A 25,490-nucleotide genomic window follows, 5' to 3' on the forward strand; every position below is an offset into this window, starting at 1 on the left:
GGTCATCCACGCATGGTGTGGCTCCACTCGCCGCGCCCACGGTTCACTCCGCCGGGCGCATAATCCGCCCCATGCCTATCATCCAGTCCCTGCTCGACACCGACCTGTACAAGTTCACCATGATGCAGGCGGTGCTCCACCAGCACCCCGGCGCCCAGGTGCAGTACCGGTTCAAGTGCCGCACCCCCGGCATCGACCTGGCAAGCTACATCGCCCAGATCGATGAGGAAATCGACCACCTGTGCAGCCTGCGTTTCAGCGACGCGGAACTGGACTACATGCGAGGCCTGCGCTTCGTGAAGCCGGACTTCGCCGATTTCCTAGGCCTGTTCCATCTGGACCGCAAGTACATCCAGCTGCGTGCGTCGACGGCCGTGCCCGGCGAGATCGAGCTGGACATCACCGGCCCGTGGCTGCACACCATCCTGTTCGAAGTGCCGCTGCTGGCGATCATCAACGAAGTCTGGTTCCGCAACACCACCACGGCCGACTTCGCCGAAGGCGAGCGCCGCCTGCAGGCCAAGGCCGCGCTGCTGCGCGATACCCCCGGTTTCGAGCACTGCCGCATCGCCGACTACGGCAGCCGTCGCCGCTACTCGCGTGACTGGCATGCCCGCCTGCTGCCGCTGCTGCGCGACGCGCTCGGCCCGCAGCTGGTCGGTACCAGCAACGTCCACTTCGCGCGCCTGTATGGCATGACCCCGCACGGCACCATGGCCCACGAGTACCTGCAGGCGTTCCAGGCGCTCGGCCCGCGCCTGCGTGATTCGCAGGTGGCAGCACTGGAATCGTGGGCGCGCGAGTACCGCGGCGATCTTGGCATCGCGCTGTCCGACGTGGTCGGCCTGGACGCGTTCCTGCGCGACTTCGACATGTATTTCTGCAAGCTGTTCGACGGTGTGCGCCATGACTCCGGCGATCCGTTCGACTGGGGCGACCGCATGCTGGCGCATTTCCAGCAGCGCCGGGTCGATCCGCGCAGCAAGGTGCTGGTGTTCAGCGATGGGCTCGACATCGCCAAGGTGATGCGGCTGTACGACTACTTCCGCGGTCGCTGCCAGGTCGCGTTCGGCGTTGGCACCCACCTGACCAATGACCTGGGCCCGACGCCGCTCAACATCGTCATCAAGATGGTCCGCTGCAACGGCCAGCCGGTGGCCAAGCTCAGCGATTCGCCGGGCAAGAGCATGTGCGACGACCCGGGTTACCTGGCCTACCTGCGCCAGGTGTTCGAATTGCCGCAGCCGGAGTAATACCGGCCTGCAGGGCTTACAGGTAGTCGACGACCACCAGGTAGGCGCCCTGCAGCGGCTGCTGCTTCGAAGCCTGCACGCTGTAGCGCTCGGAGAAGGCGATATCGCCGGCGCGCATCGCGCTGGCCGACACCGACAGCTTCTGGCCCTGGCGCTTGCCGTCACGCAGCGTCGCCGCCTGGCCATCGGCCAGTGCCGTCACGGCCACCGTCGAACCCTTGGCCGACGGCGGGCAGGCCGCCAGGCTCAGCTCACCCTGGGACAGGTTCGTCGTGCAGCCCGGCTCGGCGATACGGCCGCTGAAACGGATGCTGCCGCTGCTGGCCTGGGCCAGCGCACTGACGGACATCAGGGCCACGCACAGCAGAATGGAGTTCCTCATGACACGTTCTCTGGTTCGGTGTGTCCTAGTTAGCGACAGGATCGATCAACCTTTAATAGGACGATTCCGAATCTGCTAGGGCCATCACCAAGAAAGAGTGATGCGCATCAAAGAAGCCAAATTCCCCCTGAAAAATGCCTGTTTCCGCGCGTGCCGAACGCGTCGCGCAATGCGACATCCCCAGTCGTTTGTAGCGTGACCGGGCCCCGCGTCAAATCCCCCGCACCCCGAGGCTGTGATTTCGCCTAACACGTCACATTTAAAGCGTCAATGAATTGGCGTTCAGAAAAATAATGAGACTTTCATCACAGTTGTGCCTATACTTGCGTCACGGATTCAGGGAGAGGTATGTCCGAGTCCGGCCACAGGTGAGACGCAAGGATGGGTCTTGTTAGCCCGGCAGTGCTCCTTGCTTCCTCCTCTACTTCTCATCTCTTCAGTAGGGTTAGGTAAAAGCGAATGCACAAGATGAACCTCATTGCCGCTCTGATGCTGGCCGCCGCTCCGCTGGCCGCCAACGCCGCCGACGGCACCATCACCTTCAATGGCAAGGTGACCGACAAGACCTGCACCATCTCGACCCCGGGCGGCAAGGACTTCGCCGTGACCCTGCCGACCGTGTCCAAGAACACCCTGGCCACCGCCGGTGCCGTTGCGGGCCGTACCCCGTTCGCCATCAACCTGACCAAGTGCAGCGCCGGCAACGTCGCCACCTACTTCGAGCCGGGTTCGACCGTCGACTTCAACAGCGGCCGCCTGGTCAACCAGGCCTCGGCCAACGCTGCCACCAACGTGCAGCTGCAGCTGCTGGGCTCGAACAACCAGTTCCTGCCGATCAAGGCTGCCGGCGCTGGCCTGGCGCAGACCAACTCGCAGTGGGTCACCGTCGGCACCGACGGCTCGGCCGATCTGAACTACTACGCTGAGTACTACGCCACTGCCGCCGCCACCCCGGGCGACGTCACCAGCAGCGTCAAGTACACGATCATCTACAACTGATCGTCGTCGTACCCGCATTGGCCGGCGTAAGCGCCGGCCAGTGCTTCGCGGCCCTTGGCCACACCCCTCGAGCGTAGTACTTCCGATGAAAGCAATCTTTCCCCGGGCGCTGCTGCTGGCAGCGTTCACGCTGCCCTTCTGCCAGAACGCTCTGGCCGGCGTGGTGGTCAACGGCACGCGAGTGATCTATCCGGCGCAGGCGCGCGAAGTGACCGTGCAGGTCGACAACGTGGGCGATTCGCCGGCGCTGGTCCAGGCCTGGATCGACAGCGGCGACGCCAACCAGACCGCCGACAACAGCGACGCCCCGTTTGTACTGACGCCGCCGATCGCGCGTGTCGAGCCGGGCCGCAGCCAGGCGCTGCGCGTGATCTTCTCCGGTGCGCAGCTGCCGACCGACCGTGAGTCGGTGTTCTGGCTCAACGTGCTGGATGTGCCGCCGTCGCCCGACAACGCCGACAGCGGCGACCAGAATTACCTGCAGGTCGCGTTCCGTTCGCGCCTGAAACTGTTCTACCGGCCGCAGGGCCTGAAGGGCGTCGCCAACGACGCGCCGGCAGCGTTGCGCTGGACCCGCACGGGCGATCGCCTGCGGGTGGAAAACCCCAGCCCCTTCCACGTTACGCTGGCCGAAGTGCATGCCGTGACCGGCAGCAGCGAGAAGACCGTCGAGGACAAGGGCGCCATGGTCGCGCCGAAGCAGAGCCTGGAGTTCACCGCACCGGCGGGCTCCGACCAGGTGCGCTTCATCACCATCAACGATTACGGCGGTCGGGTGGAGCACACGGTCCGCCTCGGCAGTACCGGGGGCTGAACGCGCCGCGCCGGCCATGGGCCTGCGCATCCCGCCACCGCCGCCGTGCGGCGAATTGAAGGAATGTCAGTGTGATCGGAAACAGATTGACATTGTCGATCCACCAGGCGATCTGCCTGCTGGTTGCTGGCGTGGCCTGCCCAGGATGGGCGCTGGCTGCGCCGGCCAATCTCGGCGAACAGGCGCTGATGGCGCAGAGCGGTGCGGCCAATGCGCGTGCACCCGAGTCGGCCCAGTTCAACTCCAGCTTCCTCTCCGGCCAGGCCAAGCAGGTCGACCTGGCCTCCTTCACCAATGGCAACCCGATGGTGGCTGGCACCTACCGTGTCGACGTCTACGTCAACGGTGGCTGGCAGGGCCGTCGCGATCTGCAGTTCAAGGCCGATGAGCAGGGCCGCGTCGACGCCTGCCTGCCGCTGCCGATGCTGGAAGAAATGGGTGTGGACAGCGAGGCCGTGCTGCTGCAGCAGGACCCGACGCTGCCGACCGACACGACCAGCTGCGTGCCGGTACAGCGGCGCATGGCCAATGCCTATGGCATCTATGACAGCGGCAACCTGCGCTACGACCTCAGCATCCCGCAGGTGTTCCTGCGCCGCGAGGCGCGCGGCTACGTCAATCCGTCGCTGTGGGACCGCGGCATCAACGCTGGCTTCGTCGGCTACAGCTTCAACGCCATCGACAGCGACAGCCGTGTTGAAGGGGGGCAGCGCAATCGCAGCGCCTACCTCGGCCTCAACGCCGGCCTGAACCTGGGAGGCTGGCAGTTCCGCCACGATTCCAACCTGACCTGGTCCGAAGGCAACGGCCGCCACTGGCAGAGCATTGCCACCTATGCGCAGCGCGGCATCCCGCAGGTGCGCGGCATGCTCACCATTGGTGAGGCCTACACCACGGGCGAGCTGTTCGATTCGATCGGCTACCGGGGTGCCAGCCTGGCCAGCGACGACCGCATGCTGCCCGATTCGCTGCGCGGTTACGCGCCGGTCGTGCGCGGCATTGCCGAAACCAACGCGCGCATCGAAGTGCGCCAGAACCAGCAGCTGATCTACTCCTCCACCGTATCGCCGGGCAGCTTCGTCATCGACGACCTGTACCCGACCGGCTACGGCGGCGACCTGGAAGTGAGCGTGATCGAGGCCGACGGCCGCCGCCGCGAATTCAAGGTGCCGTTCGGTTCTGTGCCGCAGATGCTGCGCGAAGGCGTGTCGCGCTACTCGCTGACCGCCGGCCAGGTGCGCAACAAGCTGCTGGCCGATGAGCCGTGGCTGGTGCAGGGTACCTACCAGCGTGGCATCGGCAACCAGTTGACCCTGTACGGCGGCAGCGCGCTGAGCGAAGGCTACCTGTCGCTGCTGTACGGTGTCGGCCTGTCCACGCGCGTCGGTGCCTTCGCTGCCGACGTCACCCATGCACGGACCTCGTTCGACCACTACGGCAGCCATACCGGCGCCAGTGTGCGGCTGAGCTACAGCAACATGATCGGCGAGACCGGGACCAACCTGACCCTGGCCGCCTACCGCTACTCCACTGAAGGCTTCTACAGCCTGCAGGACGCGCTGTATGGCCGTGATTCGGACAAGCGCGGCATCGATCCGACCACCCGTGGCCGTCAGCGCAGCCAGTTCCAGGTAACGCTGAACCAGCCGCTGGGCCGACGTGGCGGTGCGCTGTACGTGACCGGCTCGGTGCGTGACTTCTACGACCGTTCCGGCACCTCCAAGCAGTACCAGGTGGGCTACAACAACGCCTGGCGCTCGGTGAACTACGGCTTCTCGGCGCTGCGCACCGAAGAAGGCGTGCTCGGCCGCTCCGATACCCAGTACCTGCTGTCGATGAGCGTGCCGCTGGGCCGGGGCGCCCACCCGGTGTCGTTCAGCGCCGACCTTGGCGCGCGCGACCGCGGTGGCTACGACAACAGCCGCGTCGGCATCACCGGTTCGGCCGGCGTCGACAACAACTTCAGCTACGGCGTGGCCCTGTCCGATTCCCGCGAGGGTGGCACCACCGCGGTCGGCAATGCCGAGTACCGCAGCCGCTACTCGGCGTTGAACGCCACCTACAGCCACTCGCGTGATTTCCGCCAGGCGTCGGTCGGTGCCAACGGCAGCGTGGTCGTGCATCCGGGCGGCTTCACCTTCACCCCGCAGCGCGGCGACACCATGGTGCTGGTCGAAGCGCCGGGCGCGCGCGATGCGATCGTCAGCAACGCGCCGGGCCTGCGCGTCGATGGCCGCGGCTACGCCGTGGTGCCGTACGTGTCGCCGTACCGCCTCAACACCGTCACCCTCGATCCGCAGGGCATGGCCCACGACGTCGAACTGGAAAGCACCAGCCAGTCCATCGCGCCGTTCGCCGGTGCCATCAGCTACCTGCGCTTCGACACCCGCAAGGGCAACGCGCTGCTGATCCAGGTGCGCAACGCCGATGGCCGCAGCATGCCGTTCGGTGCGCAGGTCAAGGACGAACAGGGCCAGCCGGTCGGCATGGTCAGCCAGGGCGGCCGCCTGTACGTGCGCAGCGAGAAGAACCAGGGCCAGTTGCAGGTCGAGTGGGGCGCCGGTGCCGACCAGCGCTGCACCATTGATTACCAGGTACCGGCGGGCGCCGATGCGTCCAAGACCGGCTTCATCCCGCTGGAGGCAGCATGCCGATGATTTCTTCCCGTGGCCGCAAGGCGCTGGCCGCGCTGGCCGTACTGGGCGGCGTGCTGCTGGCGCAGCAGGCCAGCGCCGCCTGCCGCATCCAGAACAGCTGGTTCATCGCCCAGGACGTGACCATGGACATGGGCCAGATCGTGATCCTGCCCAGCACCCCGGTCGGCGGCGTGATCAAGGAAATCAGTGAACCGATCACCCAGCAGAACAGCGTTGCCCGCTGCGATTCCTGGACCGGCGGTCGTTCGATCGGTGAGTACGTCAACGCAGCGCAGAAGCGCCCCGTGGCCGGCTTCTCGAACGTCTATGAAACCGATGTGGCAGGCGTCGGCATCCGCCTGTACCGCGATTCGGGTGCGATCCAGACCTACTACCCGCACTCGATCAACTTCGGTGGCGGTTCCGTGGTCAGCCTCATCGGTGGCCAGTTCCGCATCCAGCTGATCAAGACCGCTGCGCAGACCGGTTCGGGCGTGATCGCGCCGAACGGCCGCTTCACCAACTACTACTTCGACGGCGATGGCCCCGGGCGCCCGGTACTGACCTCGACGTTCAAGGGCTCGGGCACCACCGTGGTCAGCCCGACCTGTGAAGTGCAGGCCGGCAGCCGCAACATTGCCGTCGATTTCGGCAGTGTGCCCAACACCACCTTCACTGGTGTCGGCTCCAAGGCCGTTGATCGCGACTTCGAGATCCGCCTGAACTGCCAGGGCAGCAACGTTGCCGCCTACCAGAGCAAGATCGGCATCCGCCTCGATGCCGACCAGGACAGCTCGAACATGCCGGGCGTGCTGAAGCTGAGCGCGGCCAGCAACAGTGCCACCCGCATCGGCATCCAGATGGTCCAGCGCGATGGCAGCACCGAGCGTGAAGTGCGCTTCGGCCAGACCATCAGCGTTGGCACCACCGCGCCGGGTACCAGCGTCATGGCGCTGCCGCTGCGCGCGCGCTACGTGCAGACCCAGGCCGGTACGGTGGGCGCGGGTGTCGCAAACGGCCAGGCCACGTTCACCATCCAGTACGAGTAAGGCCGCCCCGGCGGCTGCCCCTGCTGCGTTCCGCCGCAACGTCGCCCGGCTCACGGGCGGCGTTGACTGCGTCTTGATCCTGCAACGATGAAGATCGATGCCACGACGCGCATACAGACGTCTTAGTGTGATGTATGTCGCGAATTTGGAGTTTCCTCATGAGGTGACCGTCTCCTGCCTGCGGGTGCTGGACGGCAACGCCGAAAGGATCCAGACGTGGCTACTGCTGCTTGCCCCCTTCCGCGCCGGCTTTCGGGAGCGCTCCGGTGAAGGTCCTGTCGGTGTTCGGCACGCGACCGGAAGCCATCAAGATGGGGCCGCTGGTGCGCGCCCTGGCACACGCTGCGGATATCGAATCGGTGGTCTGCATCACCGGGCAGCACCGGGCGATGCTCGACCAGGTGATGGCGCTGTTCGAGATCACCGCCGACCATGACCTCGATGTCATGGTGCCCAACCAGACCCTCAATGGCCTGTGTTCCAGGCTGTTCGAACGGCTTGACGCGCTCTACACGCAGGTCCGCCCCGACTACGTGCTGGTGCATGGCGATACCACCACGGCGATGACCGCGGCCCTGGCCGCGTTCCATCACCGCATCCCGATCGGCCATGTCGAGGCCGGCCTGCGCACCGGCGACATCCACCGGCCGTGGCCGGAGGAGATGAACCGGCGGGTGATCGATGTGGTCGGCCATCAGTTGTATGCACCCACTCCCGGCTCGCGCGCCAACCTGGCCCGTGAGCACCTGGGCGGGCAGATCCTGGTCACCGGCAACACCGTCATCGATGCCCTGCAGCAGACCGTGCAGCGGCTGGATGCCGATCCGGCACTGCGTGCGCAGGCCGACGAACCCTTCCATATGCTCGAACCCGGCCGCCGGCTGCTGCTGGTCACCGGCCATCGCCGCGAGAGTTTCGGCCAGGGCTTCGAGGACATCTGCCGTGCGCTGGCCGAGCTGGCACGGCGGCCGGACCTGCAGGTGCTGTACCCGGTGCACCTCAACCCGAACGTGCAGGGCCCGGTCAATGCCCACCTCGGCAACCTCGACAACGTGCACCTGGTGCCGCCGCAGGATTACCTGCGCTTCGTGCGCCTGATGCAGCGCGCCGACGTCATCCTCACCGACTCCGGTGGCGTGCAGGAAGAAGCCCCGGCGCTGGCCAAACCGGTGCTGGTGATGCGCGATGTCACCGAACGGCCGGAGGCGGTCGAAGCCGGTGTGGTCACGCTGGTCGGCACCACGCCCTCGCGCATCGTCGATGCGGTCAACGCGGTGTTGGCACGCCCGCCGCAGCCGGCCCGCTTCGACCCCGATGCCAGCCCGTACGGGGATGGCCGCGCCAGCGCCCGCATCGTCGCCGCCCTGCGCGGTGCGCCCCTTCCCGAATTCTCGCCCGGCGTCCGCAGCAGCGGCGCCGTCCACCCCATCCACGCGAAGTGACGCCATGACCCAGACCGGCCGCTCTTCCCTGTTTGCATCCGCCGCTGCGTTCGTCCTGTCGGGCGTGGTTGGCAGCGCCCATGCCGCCGACAGCGTCGCCGGCCAGTTCACCGAATGGAGCAGCGACAGCACGGTGAACCGGCAGATGACCCTGCGCGAACTCGGTTTCCGCCAGCCACTGGTGCTGAGCGGGCAGGAGAGCCAGCGCGAGGTCTACCTGCCGGTGCCGGCCGGTGTGGCCACCCGCGACGCGCAGCTGCAGCTGGATGGGCGCTATGTGCGCGGCCACGCCGGGCGCACCTCGGGCCTGTGGTCGGTCGATGGCGACCCGATCGCGGCGCGTTCGATCACCGATGCCCAGGGCGATGCCAGCCAGCTGCTGGCCATCGATGGCGAACCCCGCCAGAGCGGCTTCGTACGGGTCGGCGTCGGCTGGTGGTCGATCGTGTCCGATTACCAGTGCGCCGACCAGAGCGCGCCGGCCAATGTGCTGCGGCTGTCGCCGGACTCGCGTTTCAGCTACCGCTTCGACGGCCGCGCCGTGGATACCGTTGCCAAGGCGTGGGGGGCGCTGCCACCGCGGGTGCGCCTGCTGGTGGATGGCAAGGCGCTGCAGGCAACGGCCTACGATGCGGCCTGGCGCATCGGTACCGCGTTGCAGGCCGGGGGCAAACAGGTGCAGGTGGTGGCCCTGCCCAAGGTCGGTGACAGCGTTGACCTGGCCGGTATCAGCATCCCGGCCAGCCTGCAGGGCGTGCCGGCCTACGCCGCGCTGGCCACGGGTGAGCGCGCGCATGCGATCAGGGATCTGGCCGAAGTCGGCGCGCTGCTGTCATTGCGCGACAGCGGGCCGTTGGCCGCCGATGTGATGATCGGCAGCGATGCACTGCGCGCCGGCGTGCGTGCGGCGCTGGATGCGCTGGCCGTACAGGTCGGCGCGGCGGGGGCCGATGCGGGCACCGCGTTCGCCGCGTGGCGCGGTACCGACATGGGCGGCCTGGAAAAGCCCGCCGCCAACGCGTCGGTCAGCGTGGTGGCCGTGGCCGGGCGTCCGACGCTGGTGGTCGACCCGGCGGCGGCGGGCAAGGTCGCCGGGCTGCTCGCCGAGCAGTGGCGCAGCTATGCACTGGGCCGCAGCCTGCAGGTCAGCGCAGCGGGCACGCCCAGACTGGACGGTGACCAGGTACTGCTGAGCCGGCTCGGCAACATCGCTGGCACCATGGATGTGGTGACCCGCGCCGACCGCAGCGCCAGCTTCGACCTCGGCGCACTGTCGGCCGATGGCCGCCTGCCCGAGCAGGTGGTGATCGATGTCTCGGCGGCCCCCAACGCGGCCGGGCAGGGCGCGGTCGCCACGATCTACCTCAACGATTACCTGCTGGGTGGCAAGGTGCTGTCGGCCAACGGCCAGCCGCAACGGCTGGTGGCCAAGGTGCCGGCCTACGCGCTGTCGGCACGCAACGAGATCCGTGTCAGCTTCCTGCGCCAGCCGGCGCGTCCCTACTGCCACGATCCGGCCACGGGCTATCCGGTCTCGATCCTGCCCAGCAGCCACCTGACCTTGGCCAAGCGTTCGCTGGGCAGTGACTTCGTGGGTGCCAGCAGCCAGCTGTCGCGCGGCAACCAGGTGTTCGTGCCCGGCACCTGGCTGCAGGATGCGCCGGCCTCGCTGGGCAAGGTCATCGCGGTGACCAGCGCAGTGGGCGCATCGCCGGAGGCATCGGAACTGAAGGTGGTCGAAGCCGGTGCCGTGGTCAGCCCGGGCGCGCCGTGGCTGGCGTTCGGCGTGGCGCCATCCGGTGTCGATGTGGCCGGCCTGAAGGATGGCCACCTGCTGATCGGCGGCAAGCCGCAACCGCTGTTGGATGTGAGCGGGCTGGATCGTGCCGCGGTGGTGCAGGTGGGGTCGTCCGGTGGCCAGCTGGGCGTTGTTTACAGCGACCTCGGTGCGCAGTCACCGCCGTTCGGCGCCCCATTCCGTTTGCTGCGGGGCGATCTCGCCGTGCTCGACGGCAGTGATGCCGTGCGCGAATTCGACCGCCAGGATCCCTACGGCACGCGTATCGCGCAGGACGGCAACCCGCAATCGAAGTGGGAACGGCACATGGTCTGGCTGCTGCTGCTGGTCGGCGTGATCGTGTTCGCGCTGCTGGCCGCCCGCGTCACCCAGGTGCGTCGCCGCAAGTCCGCCAACACAGGGCACTGATCCACCGTGGACGGTCTGTTCTGGAACATCCAGCTGGCCAACTACTACGCCGCCCTGGAAACCACGGCGGCGGCGGTGGCCGTGCTGATCCTGATCTCCAGCCTCGATGACCTGTTCATCGATGTCTGGTACTGGGTACGCGAGAGCTGGCGCGCGCTCACGATCAAGCGCCGCGATGCCTACCGGCCGCTGACCCAGGACGACCTGCTGCAGCGCCCGCAGCAGCCGCTGGCGATCATGGTGCCGGCGTGGATGGAGTACGACGTCATCGCGCAGATGGTGGAGAACATGATCAACGTGCTCGATTACCGCGAGTACGTCGTGTTCGTCGGCACCTATCCCAACGACCAGCAGACCATCGATGAGGTCGAGCGCATGCGTCGCCGCTACAAGCGCCTGCGCCGCGTGGAAGTGCCGCACGACGGGCCGACCAGCAAGGCCGACTGCCTGAACTGGCTGATCCTGGCGATCTTCGACTACGAGAAGCGCCACGACATCGAGTTCGCCGGGGTGATCCTGCACGATAGCGAGGACGTGCTGCATCCGATGGAACTGCGCTTCTACAACTACCTGCTGCCGCGCAAGGACATGATCCAGCTGCCGGTCACCTCGCTGGACCGCGAGTGGTATGAGCTGGTTGCCGGTGTCTACATGGACGAATTCGCCGAATGGCACGCCAAGGATCTGGTCGTGCGTGAAAGTGTTTCCGGCATGGTGCCATCGGCGGGCGTCGGTACCTGCTTCTCGCGGCGCGCGCTGCTGGCGCTGAGCGCGCAGACCGGCAACCAGCCCTTCAACACCGACAGCCTCACCGAGGACTATGACGTCGGTGCGCGGTTGGCGGCGATGGGCATGCAGTCGATCTTCGCCCGCTTCCCGGTGCAGTTCCGCGTGCGTCGCCCGTCCTGGTTCGGCTGGGGGCCGGTGCGCGAGCGCACCCAGCAGATGGCGCTGTGCGTGCGCGAGTACTTCCCCGACAACTTCCGTGCCTCGTACCGGCAGAAGGCGCGCTGGGTGCTGGGCATCGGCCTGCAGAGCTGGGAGTCGCTGGGCTGGCGTGGCTCGCTGGCCACCAAGTACCTGCTGGCGCGCGACCGCAAGGGCATCATCACCTCGTTCGTCAGCATCATTGCCTACCTCATCTTCCTGCAGCTGCTGTTGTTCTGGCTGCTGAAGATGTCCGGGGTGTGGACGATGCAGTTTCCCAGCGTGTTCCAGGCCGGTACCTGGCAGATGAACGTCGCGCTGCTGACCACCGCAGCGCTGGCCACCCGCGTCGTGCAGCGCTTCTACTTCGTCAACCGGCTGTACGGCTGGGAGCATGCCTTGATGTCGATCCCGCGGATGGTGGTCGGCAACATGATCAATTTCATGGCCACCGCGCGTGCGTGGAAGGTGTTCCTGGCTTACCTGCTGTTCGGCAAGCGCATGGTCTGGGACAAGACCATGCACGACTTCCCGGATGCGGCGCAGCTGGTGCAGACGCGCAAGCAGCTCGGCGAGCTGTTGACCACCTGGCAGGCGGTGGAGCCGGAGCGCCTGCAGCAGGCGCTGGACCAGCAGCACGCCGGCCGGCAGCAGCCACTGGGCCGCATCCTGCTCACCCAGGGGTGGCTGGATGATGAAACGCTGGCCGAGGCGATCGCCTTCCAGGGCGACCTGCCTCGTGCGGTGATCGACGTGGACTACCTGCGCGCCTGCCACTTCCCGGTCAGTGCCGATGCCTGCGTGCAATGGCGCATGTTGCCCCTGCCACCGCGCCAGCAGGGCACCCTGCGGCTGGCCGTGGCCAGCCCATTGCCCGAAGAAGCGTTGGCACTGCTGAAGCAGGAAACCCGCAGCGAGCACATCGAACAGAGCATTGCCCGCGAAAGCGAAATCAACGCAGGCCTGCGCCTGATCGGCGGCGACCGGCACTGGCAGCTGGACAACGTGCCCCTGCTGGGCGACCTGCTGGTGGAGATGCGCCTGATCGACCACGCGCGCTTCGAGATCGCACTGGATGCCTACAAGCCGCAGCGCGATGGCCGCATCGGCGATTACTTGGTCAAGCAGGGCGTCACCACCGAGGACGCCGTCGCCCAGGCCATGCAGGAGCAGCGCCGGCGTGCGGCCGTGCTGCAGTCGCCGCCTCCCGGAGCCTTGCCGGCATGAAGACCACGCTGCTGTCCACCGTCATTGCCGTGGCACTGGCCACGGCCGCCACGCCGGTACTGGCACAGGCCGATGCGGCCCTGCCGCTGTCCGGCGCTGCATATCGCGTCGCCGAGCAGGCCTTCACCGCTTACGAGCGCGGCGACTATCAAGCGGCTTACCAGCAGTCCACCGAAGCGATCCGGCTGCGCCCGGACGTGGTGCGGCTGCGCCTGTTGCAGATCTATGCGCTGCAGAAACTGGGGCGGGGTGCCGAGGCCCAGCAGCAGGCACGTCGTGCACTGGATGCGGGGTTGAAGGATCCGGCGTTGCCGGCGCTGGCCGCTGCCACCGCTGCGCGCAGCACGCCCCCGGATGCCAGGAGCGGGCGTGCACCCTCCCCACCGCGCGTGGCTGGCAGCGGCGCAGACCGCGCCAGGCAGCAGGCCTACGCGCTGGCCACCGAGGCCTACGCCGCTTATGACGCCGGGCGGATGGGAGAGGCAGCCAGCAAGGCCGAGCAGGCCTTCCGGCAGCAGCCAACGCAGGGCGCCTGGGCGATGCTGTGGGTGGCCGCGCTGGAGGCACAGCAGCAGCCCGAACAGGCCGACGCCGCCATTGCCACCGCGCTGCAGCTGGGCGCGCCGAATGTCGAGGCATTGCGCGCACGGCGCGTGGCGCTGGATCGACAGCGCGCGCTGCTGCAGGCCCAGCAGGCGTACCGGTCGCTGTCCACGCAGGATGATGCCGCGGCCGTTGCGCAGGCACGTGCCGCTGTCGAGCTGGCACCGGAGGTGGCGACGTACCGGTTGCTGCTGATTACCGCGCAGCTGCAGCAGGGGCAGCTGGCCGACGCCGAGCGCAGTGCCGACCAGGCGTTGCAGGCCGACGGCCAGGATCTCAATGCGCGGGTGATGCGCGGCTACCTGCGCCAGCGCCAGGGCAACAGCCTGCTGGCCAATGAAGACTTCGACGCCGCACTCGCCGCGCCGGGGTCAACCATGCAGCAGCGCAACGTGCGCCTGCTGGCCGTGGATGCGGCCCTGGCCGCTGGGGACCGCACACGTGCGGGTGCACTGCTGGCGCCGCTGCGCGCGGCATTGCCAGCAGATGCCAGCGATGCACGCGCGCAGCAGCTGCTGCAGCAGGGCATCGAGCAGCGCGCCAAGGCGGTCCGTTCCAGTCGCGAGCGTCCGCGCATGAGCGCGCAGACCTATCCGGCGCCGTTCCAGCACTGCCAGTCTGGCGACAGCGGCAACCGTTGCGAGTTGATGCCGGCCGACCTGCAGGGCGACGGTGGTGCCGCACAGCGTGCCTACGCGGCCTACGCGCGCCGGGACTATGCCGAGGCCATCGGCGAGGCGCGGCAGGCCGTGCAGCTCGCACCGGAGGACGCGAGCCTGCAGGGGCTGCTGACCACCACGCTGGCGGCAGGCAACCGCAGCCAGCAGGACGAAGCACGGCAGCGCCTGAATGCGGCGCTGGCACAGCGCCCTGACGATGCGGAGGCGCTGATGCAGCGCGGCTACCTCAACCAGAAGGCGCACGAGCCGGCGCGCGCACTGGCCGACTTCCGTGCCGCCGAGGCCACCGGCAGGGCACCAAAGGGCGTGGTGCTTGACCAGGCCTACGCCAGCGCGGCCAACGGCGATCACCCGCAGGCGGTGACCCTGCTGCGGACGGCCATTGATCGTGCCGATGCCGGCGAGCTGCCACTGGATGCGCACCAGCGCTACAACGTGCGCAATGCCATCGCCAACTATTCGCGCGAGTGGGGCGTGATCGCCTCGGCCGGCTTCCGTGGCGCGCGCCAGGCGGCGACCAATGTCGGCGGCGCGGCGATCAGTACGCCGGGTGATTCGGTGTTCAGCACGCTTGAAGCGTTCTGGCGCCCGCCGGCTTTCAATGACCAGCACGGCACGCTGGAGCTTTACGCGCGGCTGCTCAACACCCTGTACGACCAGGGTGGCACCTACGAGTCGATCCGCGCCGTGGACCCGTGCACCGGCGAATCGACGCCCGATGCACGCGCGCGCGCCGAACGGCTCAGCCGCTCGCGTTCCACCACCGGCTGGCCGTCCACCATCGCCTCGTTCGGCCTGCGCTACGCCTTCGGCCAGACCGGCCTGAGCGCCGGCATCGAGCGTCGCCAGTTCCTCGGCAGCGCCACCCGCACGGGCGATGTCTACCCCGCTTCGGCGGCCGTGCAATGCAGCCTGCAGCTGGCCCGCAACCCGCCACTGGAAGCCAGCACACTGGCCCGCTACCGCCTGGCCAGCGGTTCCGGTGGCTGGATGTCCTACCTGACCTACGGCTATTACCACGGCACCGACCTGCGCACCGACGTGAATCAGTGGTGGATGGTCAGTGGCTACGCGCAGGGCGGTTACACGTGGGATGACAACAGCGCGCATTTCACCCTCGACGCACTCGATGCCAATGGCACGCCGGTGCGCCGGGTGGGCGATGCCAACGGGCGCCTGCATCGCGAACAGTGGTTCGCTGCCGGTGAACTGCGTGCCGGCCGCAGCTTCCGCTTTGGTGCCGGGCAGACCCACTGGGTGGTCACGCCGTATGTGGTGGTGGGGGCGGACTGGCTGGACCAGCGCTCGCGCGTGCGCGACATCCGCTACCCGCTGTTCCCGGCGCAGTCGTTCGCACTCAACGATACGCAGCGCAGCTGGTCACTCGGCGCAGGGCCGGGCGTGGGCGTGCGCTACTGGTTCCGCGAAGACCACTACAACACGCCGCGTTCCTACCTGGACCTGACCGTGCAGTACCGCTTCGCGATCGGCGGCGGTGATACGCAGCGCGCCAAGGGCCTGTTCGCCACCGCCATCCTCTCCTACTGAGCCAGCCCCCAGCGTCGCCGCAGCGCCGCCGCCTGCGGCGTGTCCTGGGTCAGCCACGGCTCCAGTGCATAGACCAGCACGTGCTGCGCACCGCTGTCGTGCGCCCACGCCAGCTGCCGCTGGATGCGCGCGGCATCTGCGGTTTCGCCCTTGAACGCGCTGCCGTCGGCGGGGCTGCCCGGCAGTTCGCGGAACAGTTCGACGATCGCATCGAACCCGATGCCCTGTGCCCGGAAATGGCCGAGCAGCGGTTGCAGCTGCTGCACGTTGCCGGCGCCGGCCACCCCCACGCCGTCCTGCACCATCGGCCGCAGCGCGGCCCGTGCCAGCACCGCCTGCCACAGCGCGACAAGGTCGCCGTCGGTCTGCAGGCGGCTGAAGTAGCAGGAGATCGCACAGTCACCGCCGCGCGCGCTGGCGGCCTGCGCCAGCCCGTGCAGCCACTGCGCCAGCCATTGCTGGCGGGCCGGATCGGCCCAGTGGAACTGCTCCAGTTCGTAGGGCAGGTACCAGCCGCCGAAGGCGGGCTGCTGCGCCCACGGCGCCTGTGCCAACCAGCTGCGCGCGTGCGCCAGGCTGTCGGCCAGGAACGCCTGCAGCGTCGCGTCGTCGGCGCCGATGGCCTGCCACCAGCGTTGCTGGAAGGGCAGCCCAACGCGGATGCGGATGTCGTTCTCGCTGGCCGCGGTGAACAGCTGCTGCAGGCTGCTGTCCGGCAGCGACCAGTCGCCATCGCTGCCACCGACGATGCCGGTCCACTGCAGCACCAGCTGCCGGCAGCCCAGCGCATGGGCAAGCTTCAAGGAACGTTGCCAGTCGGCTGGCCCCCACTGCAGATGGCTGCGCCAGGGCTGCAGGAAGGTGCCATCCACCTGCACCGGCAGCGAACAGCCGGGCAGGGTGGCGAGCGTAGCGGCCAACGGCGCCAGCACTGCCGCGCGCAGCAACCGGCGGCGCAACGGCGAAGACGGATCCGTGGGAAGGTCGGGCCGAACCATGCCCGCATCATCCCAGAGCACCGTGGGTGGGAGGTGAACCCCGCGCCGGGTGGTGCCGGCCGCTGGCCGGCATCGCGCCCCGATTATTCCAAGGCGTAGCGCAGCGCGAACAGCACCGCCACCAGCCACACCGCCGGATGCACTTCGCGCCAGCGGCCGGTGCCGGCCTTCAGCGCCGCATACGCGATGAAGCCAAACGCCAGGCCATTCGCGATGGAGTAGGTGAACGGCATCGCCAGGGCACACAGTGCGGCCGGCACCGATTCGGTCAGGTCGCTCCAGTCCACGTCCACCAGTTCGCGCAGCATCAGGCCGGCCACGAACAGCAGCGCTGGTGCGGTGGCATAGCCGGGCACCATCGCCGCCAGCGGCGAGAACAGCAGTGCGGCCAGGAACAGTGCCGACACCACCAGTGCAGTCAGGCCGGTGCGGCCGCCCACCTGCACGCCCGAGGCGCTTTCAGCGAACGCGGTAGTGCTGCTGGTGCCCAGCAGCGAACCGGCCACGATCGCCGTGCTGTCGGCCAGCAGCGCGCGGCCGAAACGCTTCTGCGCGCCCGGCAGTTTCAGCAGTCCGGCGCGACCGACCACGCCATACAGGGTGCCGGTGGCATCGAACACTTCCACCAGCACGAACACCAGCACCACCTGCAGCAACACGGCGATCGGCGCGCCACCGTTGTGGTGCAGCAGGCCCGGCAGGTCCAGCTGCAGGAAGGTCGGCGCCAGGCTCGGCGGCAGCGAGACCAGGCCCTGGTACTGCACGTCGCCCAATGCCCAGCCCGCGCCGGTCACCGCCAGGATCCCGATCAGGATCGCGCCACGGATACGGCGCGCTTCCAGCACCGCGATCAGCAGGAAGCCGGCCAGTGCCAGCAGCGGCGGCGCCGTATTCAACGGGCCCAGCGCCACCAGCGTGTCTTCATTGCCGACGATCACGCCGGACTTCTGCAGCGCGATGATCGCCAGGAACAGGCCGATGCCGGCCACGATCGCCGAACGCAGCGAGGCCGGGATGCCCGACACCAGCCACGCCCGCACACCGGTCAGCGACAGCACCAGGAACACCAGGCCGGAGATGAATACCGCGCCCAGTGCCTGCTGCCACGGCAGGCCGGCGGCACCGACCACGGTGAAGGCGAAGAACGCGTTCAGGCCCATGCCCGGTGCCATGCCGACCGGGAAGTTGGCCGCCAGCGCCATCACCGCCGAACCCAGCGCAGCGGCCAGGCAGGTGGCCACGAACACCGCACCCGCATCCATGCCGGTGGTGCCGAGGATTTCCGGGTTGACGAAGACGATGTAGGACATCGTCAGGAAGGTGGTGACACCGGCCAGCAGCTCGGTGCGCACGGTGGTGCCGTGCTGCTGCAGCTGGAACAGGCGTTCGAACAGGGACATGGGGCGTCTCGCAACAATAAGGTGTCACGACCAACGGTCGTGACCTACCCGAATGCAGAACGGCCGCGCAGAGCGCGGCCGTTCTTCCTTTCTTACTTCAGCGCCTTGAAGCGCAGGCGCTTCGGCGCGGCATCGTCGCCCATGCGACGCTTCTTGTCTTCCTCGTACTCGCGGTAGTTGCCCTGGAAGAACTCCACGTGCGAGTCGCCTTCGAAAGCGATGATGTGCGTGGCGATGCGGTCCAGGAACCAGCGGTCGTGCGAGATCACGAAGGTGTTGCCCGGGAACTCCAGCAGCGCGTCTTCCAGCGCACGCAGCGTTTCGATGTCCAGGTCGTTGGACGGTTCGTCGAGCAGCAGCACGTTGCCGCCCTGCAGCAGGGTCTTGGCCATGTGCAGGCGGCCACGCTCACCACCGGACAGCGAGCCGACCATCTTCTGCTGGTCCTGGCCCTTGAAGTTGAAGCGGCCGATGTAGGCGCGCGACTGGATCTCGATGCCGTTGATGTTGAGGATGTCCAGGCCACCGGCGATTTCCTGGAAGACGTTGTGGTTGCCTTCCAGCTTGTCGCGGCTCTGGTCCACGTAGGACAGCTGCACGGTCGGGCCGATCACGATCTCGCCCGAATCCGGCTTCTCCTGGCCGGTGATCATCTTGAACAGCGTCGACTTGCCGGCGCCGTTCGGGCCGATGATGCCGACGATCGCGCCCGGCGGAATCAGCATCGACAGGTTGTCGATCAGCAGGCGGTCGCCGAACTTCTTGGAGACGTTCTTGAACTCCATCACCATGTTGCCCAGGCGCTCGCCCGGCGGGATGAAGATTTCGTTGGTCTCGTTGCGCTTCTGGTAATCCTGCGACTGCAGCTCTTCCAGGCGGGCCAGACGGGCCTTGCCCTTGGAGCGGCCGCCCTTGGCGTTCTGGCGCGACCACTCCAGTTCCTTCTGGATCGCCTTCTGGCGGGCCTTTTCCTGGTTCTCTTCCTGCTTCAGGCGCTCATCCTTCTGCACCAGCCATTCGGTGTAGTTGCCCTTCCACGGAATGCCGCGGCCGCGGTCCAGTTCCAGGATCCACTCGGCGGCGTTGTCCAGGAAGTAGCGATCGTGGGTGACCGCCACCACGGTGCCGGTATAGCGCGCCAGGAACTGTTCCAGCCATTCCACCGACTCGGCGTCGAGGTGGTTGGTCGGTTCGTCGAGCAGCAGCATGTCCGGCTTCTGCAGCAGCAGGCGGCACAGTGCGACGCGGCGCTTTTCACCGCCGGACAGGTTGGCGATCTTGGCATCCCACGGCGGCAGGCGCAGCGCATCGGCAGCCACGTCCAGCTGGTTTTCCAGGGTATGCGCGTCGCCGGCGGCCAGGATCGCCTCCAGGCGCTCCTGTTCCTTGGCCAGCGCGTCGAAGTCGGCGCCTTCCTCGGCGTAGGCGGCGTACACCGCCTCCAGCGCGGCCTGGGCCTGCAGCACTTCGCCCACGCCTTCCTCGACCGACTCGCGCACGGTCTTGTTCGGGTCCAGTTCCGGTTCCTGCGCCAGGTAACCGACCTTGATGCCGGGCTGCGGGCGGGCTTCACCCTCGAAATCGGTGTCCACGCCGGCCATGATCTTCAGCACGGTGGACTTGCCGGCGCCGTTCAGGCCCAGCAGGCCGATCTTCGCGCCCGGGAAGAAGGACAGGGAAATGTCCTTGATGATCTGCCGCTTGGGCGGGACCACCTTGGACACGCGGTTCATGGTGTAGATGTATTGCGAGGACATGCGGTCTCCGTAGGCGCGGCCCTGCGCCCGACCCGTCACGGGAACATCCCGTTGCGGCAGCGGGCACAGACTGGAATGGAATACCGCCAATTATAGCCGGAACCGGTTCCGGCCCGCGCCCGGCCGGAGCCGCGCAGGCTGGCCGTGGCCTGAATACTCCGTCACAGTCCTGCAGCGGGAAGCGTTTCCAGCCGGAAACGGTTCAGATCGGTTGCGCAATATGGGCTCACCACCCACCCAAGCAGAGGTCTGACATGCGCATCAATCGAGTAATGGCCGGCGCCGTGGCCTCTGTGCTGGCGCTGGGCGCCGTGACCCCGGCCTTCGCCGACAACGACCATCGCCGCGACCACGACCGCCGCGAGTGGCGCGAGGATCGCCGTGAGTGGCGCCAGGACCGCCGCGACTGGGAGCGCGACCGCCGCGAGGCCCGGCGCGACTGGGAACGCGACCGCCGCGACTGGCACCGTGACCATGATCGCTACTACCGCCCGGCACCGCCGCGCGTGGTCTATCGCCCGGCCTATGGCCCGGGCTATGGCTGGAAGGTCGGCCACCGCTACCGCGACTACTACCGCGGCCCGGTCTACGTGGTGAACGACTACCCGCGCTACAACCTGCGCCGCCCACCGTACGGCCATCAGTGGATCCGGGATGATCGCGGCAACATGCTGCTGGTGGCCATCGCCACCGGTGTGATCGCCCAGTACGTGCTCAGTCGCTGAGGATCGCGGCCGGGGTCGGATCCCATTCCAACGGAAAGGGCTCTGACCCCACAACTATCGATCGAAACCATACGGGGCCGGATTCCTTCGGGGATGCCGGCCCCGTCCGTTTCGGCCCCAGCGGGCCAGTGCGGAGCTACAATCGAGGGCTGAGCCGTACCCCTTTTCCCTGCCTGCTGGAGTACCCGATGTTCCCGCGTGACGTCCGCATCGAATCCTACGATCCCGAACTGGCCAAGGCCATCGCCGCTGAGACCCAGCGCCAGGAAGACCACGTCGAGCTGATCGCCAGCGAGAACTACACCAGCCCGGCGGTGATGGAAGCCCAGGGCAGCCAGCTGACCAACAAGTACGCCGAAGGCTACCCGGGCAAGCGCTACTACGGTGGCTGCGAATACGTGGACATCGCCGAGCAGCTGGCGATCGACCGCCTGAAGCAGCTGTTCGATGCGGACTATGCCAACGTGCAGCCGCACAGCGGTTCGCAGGCCAACCAGGCCGTGTACTTCGCCCTGCTGCAGCCGGGTGACACCATCCTCGGCATGAGCCTGGCCCACGGTGGCCACCTCACCCACGGCGCCAAGGTCAATGCCTCGGGCAAGCTGTTCAACGCCGTGCAGTACGGCGTCAACGACCAGGGCCTGATCGATTACGACGAAGTCGAGCGCCTGGCCCTGGAGCACAAGCCGAAGATGGTCGTGGCCGGCTTCTCGGCCTACTCGCAGGTGATCGACTGGGCGCGCTTCCGCGCCATCGCCGACAAGGTCGGCGCCTACCTGTTCGTCGACATGGCCCACGTCGCCGGCCTGGTCGCCGCAGGCGTCTACCCGAGCCCCCTGGAACACGCCCACGTGGTCACCTCGACCACCCACAAGACCCTGCGCGGCCCGCGCGGCGGCATCATCATCGCCAAGGGCGCCGACGAAGACCTGGTCAAGAAGCTGCAGTCGATCGTGTTCCCGGGCATCCAGGGCGGTCCGCTGATGCACGTCATCGCCGGCAAGGCCGTGGCCTTCAAGGAAGCGCTGGAGCCGGGCTTCAAGGCCTACCAGCAGCAGGTGGTGAAGAACGCCCAGGCGATGGCCAATACGCTGATCGCGCGTGGCTACAAGATCGTCTCCGGCGGCACCCAGAACCACCTGATGCTGGTGGACATGATCGGCAAGGACGTGTCCGGCAAGGACGCGGAAGCCGCGCTGGGCAAGGCCCACATCACCGTCAACAAGAACTCGGTGCCGAACGACCCGCGTTCGCCGTTCGTGACCTCGGGCCTGCGCCTGGGTACCCCGGCGGTGACCACCCGTGGCTACGTCGAACAGGACTGCGTGGATCTGGCCAACTGGATCGCCGACGTGCTCGACGCACCGAACGATGACGCGGTCATCGCCCGCGTGCGCGACGCCGTCAGCGCGCAGTGCCGCAAGTACCCGGTCTACGGCTGATCGGAGAGTGGGGTCGGAGCCCTTTCCTGGCGGAAAGGGATCCGACCCCGCCTTCCGGATCGACGCAGGGGTCGGATCCCTTCCCGCAGGGAAGGGCTCTGACCCCGTCATCAGGAATCCCGCGCATGGATGAGCGCCGCCTCAAGTACCTGTACATCGCACTGGCGGTGCTGTTCGGCCTGCCCAGCCTGTTCTTCGGCGGTGCCGGCGCCTGCATCGCCGTGGTCATGGGCGTGATCGGGCTCGTATCGCTGGACGCGGACAAACTGTGGTTTGCCGCCGGCATGTTCGCGTGGGGATCGTGCGCGATCGCCGGCCTCGTGGCCTGGGTCGCACTCAGCATCGTCTGGCTGCGCGATGGCGCACGCGGGCTGCACATGGCATCACGCCGCTGGTGGCTGCTGCTGGGCCTGGGCGTGCTGGCGGGCCTGCCCCTGCTGGCGATGGCGCTGTACTACTTCGCCGAGCTGGGTCCGTCCGTGCTCAGCGGGCTGTTCGCCGGGCCGTCCCTGCTGGTGCCCACCGGTATGTTGATCCTCCTGCGGCTGCGTGCCGACGCCATGGGCGAGCCATCCGGCCCGGCACGGTCAAAGGAGTAGGCCCGCGTGGATGAGCGCCGCGCCCGGTATCTGTATGCCATCCTGGCGGTGGTCTTCGGCCTGCCCAGCCTGGTGGTGGGCGGTGCTGTAGCGACGATGCTGCTGCTGATGGGGCTGGGCCAGTTCGGTCATGGCACGCTGGCCTCGGTGACGGTGATGCCGCTGTGGGGCCTGGCCGGCATTGCCGGCTGCCTGGCCTGGTTGTGGCTCAGCGCGGGTTTTCTGCTGCAGGGGCGTGCCGGGCTGCACGTGCACCGCCTCTGGTGGTGGATGCTGCTGGCGGGCGGTCTCGCCGCCTTGCCCCCGCTGGGGCTGGCGCTGTGGTGGGGCATCGCCGTGCATGCCGAAGGCATCGGCTTGTTGCTGCTGGGCCCGTCGATGCTGGTGCCGGCTGCGATGCTGGTGTGGATCAAACGCCGCGCATGACGTGGCCCATGGAAGGAGATCGAACGCATGGATGAGCGTCTGCACAAACGCTGGATGGCGATCGCCGGCCTGCTGGTGGGCCTGCCCGCCGTGGCGGCAGGCGGCACGGGTGCCGTGCTGGGGCTGATGGTCGTATGGGACGGCAAGTACCTGACGGGCGACGAGCACACGTGGTTGCTGCTGTGGTCGTCGGCTGGAATCATCGGCCTGCTGTCGTGGTTGTGGCTGAGCGGCCTGTTCCTGTGGCGCGGTGTTGCCGGCCTGCGCCAATCACCGGTTGTCGCCTGGGTCGGCCTTGCGCTGGGGGTGCTGGCCGCGTTGGCCGTGGTCGCCGCCGCGTTGTACTTCACCTTCAAGCATGGGGAAATCTCGACCCTGGCCTTCCTTGGGTTCGGCCCGCCGCTGCTGGTGATGGCCGGGCACCTGGCGTGGCTGCGCTGGGCACGCGCGGCCCCGGTGCCGTCGGCACCTGGTTGAACGTCTGGTCCTGCTGACCTCACTGGACGCTCTGGTTGGCCGAAATGCAGGTACTTCCGCGCAGACAGCATTTGCCGCTGCGCCCTTTCTCAGGTACCTTTGCGACGCTGCCATGACCGTGGCAATAGGTACTTTCCTGAGCCAGGCGTTCCATGCACTGCCCCTTCTGCCAACATGCCGATACCCGGGTCATCGACTCGCGCGTCTCTGAAGACGGCGCGACGATCCGTCGTCGGCGTGAATGTGAAGCCTGCGGCGAGCGCTTCAGCACCCTGGAAACGGTCGAACTGAAGCTGCCGGCCATCGTCAAGAGCGATGGCACCCGCGAGGCGTTCGACCAGCGCAAGGTCCGCGCTGGCTTCGACCGCGCGCTGCAGAAGCGTGCGGTGGCCGAAGACAAGATCGAAGCAGCGGTGCGTGCGGTGGTTCACCAGCTGCGCATCAGCGGCGAGCGCGAAGTGCCCTCGATCAAGGTCGGCGAGTTCGTGATGAACGAACTGCGCAAGCTCGATCATGTCGGCTACGTGCGCTTCGCTTCGGTCTACCGCAGCTTCGAGGACGTGGCCGATTTCCGCGAGGAGATCGAGAAGCTCGAGCGCGACCTGCCGTCCAGTACCGAACAGCTGCAGCTGCTGGGCGATGTGATCGCCCTGACCAAGAAGAAGAAGGGCTGACTGCCTCTGCCTTGGGGGTGCCAACCTTGGTGGGCACCGGTGGCCGCATTCACTGGTGGGTGCCAACCGTTGGTTGGCACTGACGGCATGGATCAACACCGGCAGCGTTACCATGGCCGCATGACCACCCCGTTCTCCGTCCTCGACCACCTGCACATGGCCAACGCGCTGCGCCTGGCCGAGCGCGCTGCCTATACCACCCGCCCCAACCCGATGGTCGGCTGCGTGATCGCCCATGGCGAACGCGTGGTCGGGCAGGGCTGGCACCAGCGCGCCGGTGGCCCGCATGCGGAAGTGTTCGCCCTGCGCGAGGCGGGCACCGAAGCACGCGGTGCCACCGCCTACGTCACCCTGGAACCCTGCGCCCACTACGGGCGCACGCCACCGTGTGCGCTGGCCTTGATCGAAGCCGGCGTGTCGCGCGTGGTCGCGGCGATGGGTGATCCATTCCCGAAGGTCGATGGCGGTGGGTTCGATCTGCTGCGCAATGCCGGCATCGACGTCGCCGAAGGGCTGATGGCGGCGCAGGCGCGCGAGCTCAACAAGGGCTTCCTGTCGCGCGTGGAGCGCAATCGGCCGTGGTTGCGGGTGAAGCTGGCCGCCAGCCTGGATGGCCGTACCGCGATGGCCGATGGCAGTTCCAAGTGGATCACCGGGCCGGCCGCGCGCGAGGACGTGCAGCACTGGCGCGCGCGCGCCGGTGCGATCCTGACCGGCGCCGACACGGTGCTGGCCGACGACCCGATGCTGACCGTGCGCCTGGCCGATACCGAAGTGATGGCGCCACTGCGTGTGGTGCTGGATTCGCGCCTGCGCTCGCTCGAATGCAGCCGCGTGCGCGAGGGCGGGGCACCGACGCTGTACCTGCACGCTGCGGCGGTGAGCGCACCGGACGCGGCCGACGCCGAATTCGCCAGCGTGCCCAGCGCAGAGGGGCGGTTGGACCTGGGCGCGGTGCTGGCGCTGCTGGCCGAGCGCGGCATCAACGAAGTGCACACCGAAGCCGGCGCGACACTGGCCGGTGCGCTGCTGCGCGGTGGCTGGGTCGATGAGCTTCTGCTCTATCAGGCGCCCACGCTGCTGGGCGACAACGGCCGCCCGCTGCTGGCTGGCCTCGGCATTGATGCCATGGACCAGCAGCGTCGCCTGCGCGTGGTTGACCAGCGCCAGGTCGGCGAGGACAACAGGCTGCTGCTGCGCCCATGAAGGAATGACGCAGGGCAGGG

At 67.7% G+C, this 25,490-nt stretch carries 19 protein-coding genes and 1 pseudogene; 16 read left to right on the forward strand and 4 right to left on the reverse strand.

From position 1 onward, the window contains the following. Window positions 1–71: 71 nt before the first annotated feature. Window positions 72–1,253: a nicotinate phosphoribosyltransferase gene (pncB, locus tag AC5P5W_RS11855; RefSeq protein WP_014645901.1), complete on the forward strand. Its 1,182-nt coding sequence runs from the start codon at window positions 72–74 to the stop codon at window positions 1,251–1,253. A gap of 16 nt (window positions 1,254–1,269) precedes the next feature. Here pncB and AC5P5W_RS11860 read toward each other — a convergent pair whose 3' ends face one another. Then, complete coding sequence (locus AC5P5W_RS11860; RefSeq protein WP_014645902.1) at window positions 1,270–1,635, reverse strand: hypothetical protein; 366 nt, start codon at window positions 1,633–1,635, stop codon at window positions 1,270–1,272. A gap of 459 nt (window positions 1,636–2,094) precedes the next feature. On the opposite strand from AC5P5W_RS11860, the gene AC5P5W_RS11865 reads away from it, so the two are divergent. The 8 genes and pseudogenes from AC5P5W_RS11865 (at window position 2,095) to AC5P5W_RS11900 (ending at window position 15,766) form a co-directional block, all read left to right on the forward strand. Then, complete coding sequence (locus tag AC5P5W_RS11865) at window positions 2,095–2,634, forward strand: fimbrial protein (RefSeq protein ID WP_014645903.1); 540 nt, start codon at window positions 2,095–2,097, stop codon at window positions 2,632–2,634. Between the two features lie 85 nt (window positions 2,635–2,719). Further along, a complete protein-coding gene (locus tag AC5P5W_RS11870) occupies window positions 2,720–3,448 on the forward strand; it encodes a fimbrial biogenesis chaperone (RefSeq protein WP_014645904.1) in 729 nt (242 codons plus the stop codon). Between the two features lie 92 nt (window positions 3,449–3,540). Further along, window positions 3,541–6,105 carry a fimbria/pilus outer membrane usher protein gene (locus AC5P5W_RS11875; RefSeq protein ID WP_197574533.1) on the forward strand — a complete coding sequence of 855 codons (2,565 nt, stop codon included), beginning with the start codon at window positions 3,541–3,543 and terminating at the stop codon, window positions 6,103–6,105. Next, on the forward strand, window positions 6,096–7,133 hold the full coding sequence (locus AC5P5W_RS11880) for a fimbrial protein (protein ID WP_049442171.1): 1,038 nt from the start codon (window positions 6,096–6,098) through the stop codon (window positions 7,131–7,133). The genes AC5P5W_RS11875 and AC5P5W_RS11880 overlap by 10 nt, the downstream gene beginning before the upstream one ends. A 266-nt stretch (window positions 7,134–7,399) precedes the next feature. Then, window positions 7,400–8,583 (forward strand): annotated as a pseudogene (gene wecB, locus AC5P5W_RS11885) (non-hydrolyzing UDP-N-acetylglucosamine 2-epimerase). Next, window positions 8,580–10,781 carry a membrane protein gene (locus AC5P5W_RS11890; RefSeq protein WP_049442175.1) on the forward strand — a complete coding sequence of 734 codons (2,202 nt, stop codon included), beginning with the start codon at window positions 8,580–8,582 and terminating at the stop codon, window positions 10,779–10,781. The pseudogene wecB and the gene AC5P5W_RS11890 overlap by 4 nt, the downstream one beginning before the upstream one ends. Window positions 10,782–10,787: 6 nt before the next feature. Further along, window positions 10,788–12,935: a glycosyl transferase family protein gene (locus AC5P5W_RS11895; RefSeq protein ID WP_197574530.1), complete on the forward strand. Its 2,148-nt coding sequence runs from the start codon at window positions 10,788–10,790 to the stop codon at window positions 12,933–12,935. Beyond that, window positions 12,932–15,766, forward strand: coding sequence for an NfrA family protein (locus AC5P5W_RS11900; protein ID WP_197574529.1), 2,835 nt, complete (start codon window positions 12,932–12,934; stop codon window positions 15,764–15,766). The genes AC5P5W_RS11895 and AC5P5W_RS11900 overlap by 4 nt, the downstream gene beginning before the upstream one ends. Here the strand turns inward: AC5P5W_RS11900 and AC5P5W_RS11905 are convergent. The 3 genes from AC5P5W_RS11905 to ettA form a co-directional block, all read right to left on the reverse strand. After that, window positions 15,760–16,764, reverse strand: a complete 1,005-nt coding sequence (locus AC5P5W_RS11905; RefSeq protein ID WP_414611731.1) for a DUF4434 domain-containing protein — start codon at window positions 16,762–16,764, stop codon at window positions 15,760–15,762. The genes AC5P5W_RS11900 and AC5P5W_RS11905 overlap by 7 nt on opposite strands. 83 nt (window positions 16,765–16,847) lie before the next feature. Continuing rightward, window positions 16,848–18,164, reverse strand: a complete 1,317-nt coding sequence (locus tag AC5P5W_RS11910) for an NCS2 family permease (protein WP_014645912.1) — start codon at window positions 18,162–18,164, stop codon at window positions 16,848–16,850. A 92-nt stretch (window positions 18,165–18,256) separates the two neighbouring features. Further along, window positions 18,257–19,921 (reverse strand): energy-dependent translational throttle protein EttA, encoded by a 1,665-nt coding sequence (gene ettA, locus AC5P5W_RS11915; protein WP_005415249.1) that lies wholly within the window; start codon window positions 19,919–19,921, stop codon window positions 18,257–18,259. 254 nt (window positions 19,922–20,175) lie between these two features. Between ettA and AC5P5W_RS11920 the strand changes: the two genes are divergently transcribed. The 7 genes from AC5P5W_RS11920 to ribD all read left to right on the forward strand — a co-directional run bounded on the left by AC5P5W_RS11920 (window position 20,176) and on the right by ribD (window position 25,470). Further along, window positions 20,176–20,646 (forward strand): RcnB family protein, encoded by a 471-nt coding sequence (locus AC5P5W_RS11920; protein WP_049408719.1) that lies wholly within the window; start codon window positions 20,176–20,178, stop codon window positions 20,644–20,646. 188 nt (window positions 20,647–20,834) lie between these two features. Beyond that, the gene (gene glyA, locus AC5P5W_RS11925; protein WP_014645914.1) at window positions 20,835–22,088 is read left to right on the forward strand and encodes a serine hydroxymethyltransferase; all 1,254 of its coding nucleotides are present in this window, start codon (window positions 20,835–20,837) and stop codon (window positions 22,086–22,088) included. Window positions 22,089–22,213: 125 nt separating this feature from the next. Next, the gene (locus tag AC5P5W_RS11930) at window positions 22,214–22,687 is read left to right on the forward strand and encodes a hypothetical protein (RefSeq protein WP_142235430.1); all 474 of its coding nucleotides are present in this window, start codon (window positions 22,214–22,216) and stop codon (window positions 22,685–22,687) included. Window positions 22,688–22,693: 6 nt separating this feature from the next. Then, entirely contained in the window at window positions 22,694–23,113 is a 420-nt protein-coding gene (locus tag AC5P5W_RS11935) for a hypothetical protein (RefSeq protein WP_046428774.1), read from the forward strand. A gap of 27 nt (window positions 23,114–23,140) precedes the next feature. Then, window positions 23,141–23,590, forward strand: coding sequence for a hypothetical protein (locus AC5P5W_RS11940; RefSeq protein ID WP_014645916.1), 450 nt, complete (start codon window positions 23,141–23,143; stop codon window positions 23,588–23,590). Between the two features lie 152 nt (window positions 23,591–23,742). Beyond that, window positions 23,743–24,264 carry a transcriptional regulator NrdR gene (nrdR, locus tag AC5P5W_RS11945; protein WP_010481984.1) on the forward strand — a complete coding sequence of 174 codons (522 nt, stop codon included), beginning with the start codon at window positions 23,743–23,745 and terminating at the stop codon, window positions 24,262–24,264. A 120-nt stretch (window positions 24,265–24,384) separates the two neighbouring features. Next, window positions 24,385–25,470: a bifunctional diaminohydroxyphosphoribosylaminopyrimidine deaminase/5-amino-6-(5-phosphoribosylamino)uracil reductase RibD gene (gene ribD / locus AC5P5W_RS11950; protein ID WP_197574531.1), complete on the forward strand. Its 1,086-nt coding sequence runs from the start codon at window positions 24,385–24,387 to the stop codon at window positions 25,468–25,470. Window positions 25,471–25,490 lie beyond the last annotated feature (20 nt).

This window comes from Stenotrophomonas sp. YJH_SMC_123 (assembly GCF_059368215.1).

Excerpts from the sequence above, each read along its gene's own strand:
- AC5P5W_RS11905 (WP_414611731.1), bottom strand. The coding sequence starts at position 16,764 with ATGGTTCGGCCCGACCTTCCCACGGATCCGTCTTCGCCGTTGCGCCGC.
- AC5P5W_RS11880 (WP_049442171.1), top strand. The coding sequence starts at position 6,096 with ATGCCGATGATTTCTTCCCGTGGCCGCAAGGCGCTGGCCGCGCTGGCC.
- AC5P5W_RS11920 (WP_049408719.1), top strand. The coding sequence starts at position 20,176 with ATGCGCATCAATCGAGTAATGGCCGGCGCCGTGGCCTCTGTGCTGGCG.
- AC5P5W_RS11910 (WP_014645912.1), bottom strand. The coding sequence starts at position 18,164 with ATGTCCCTGTTCGAACGCCTGTTCCAGCTGCAGCAGCACGGCACCACC.
- AC5P5W_RS11900 (WP_197574529.1), top strand. The coding sequence starts at position 12,932 with ATGAAGACCACGCTGCTGTCCACCGTCATTGCCGTGGCACTGGCCACG.
- ettA (WP_005415249.1), bottom strand. The coding sequence starts at position 19,921 with ATGTCCTCGCAATACATCTACACCATGAACCGCGTGTCCAAGGTGGTC.
- nrdR (WP_010481984.1), top strand. The coding sequence starts at position 23,743 with ATGCACTGCCCCTTCTGCCAACATGCCGATACCCGGGTCATCGACTCG.
- AC5P5W_RS11870 (WP_014645904.1), top strand. The coding sequence starts at position 2,720 with ATGAAAGCAATCTTTCCCCGGGCGCTGCTGCTGGCAGCGTTCACGCTG.
- glyA (WP_014645914.1), top strand. The coding sequence starts at position 20,835 with ATGTTCCCGCGTGACGTCCGCATCGAATCCTACGATCCCGAACTGGCC.
- AC5P5W_RS11865 (WP_014645903.1), top strand. The coding sequence starts at position 2,095 with ATGCACAAGATGAACCTCATTGCCGCTCTGATGCTGGCCGCCGCTCCG.
- ribD (WP_197574531.1), top strand. The coding sequence starts at position 24,385 with ATGACCACCCCGTTCTCCGTCCTCGACCACCTGCACATGGCCAACGCG.
- AC5P5W_RS11890 (WP_049442175.1), top strand. The coding sequence starts at position 8,580 with ATGACCCAGACCGGCCGCTCTTCCCTGTTTGCATCCGCCGCTGCGTTC.
- AC5P5W_RS11940 (WP_014645916.1), top strand. The coding sequence starts at position 23,141 with ATGGATGAGCGTCTGCACAAACGCTGGATGGCGATCGCCGGCCTGCTG.
- AC5P5W_RS11930 (WP_142235430.1), top strand. The coding sequence starts at position 22,214 with ATGGATGAGCGCCGCCTCAAGTACCTGTACATCGCACTGGCGGTGCTG.
- AC5P5W_RS11860 (WP_014645902.1), bottom strand. The coding sequence starts at position 1,635 with ATGAGGAACTCCATTCTGCTGTGCGTGGCCCTGATGTCCGTCAGTGCG.
- pncB (WP_014645901.1), top strand. The coding sequence starts at position 72 with ATGCCTATCATCCAGTCCCTGCTCGACACCGACCTGTACAAGTTCACC.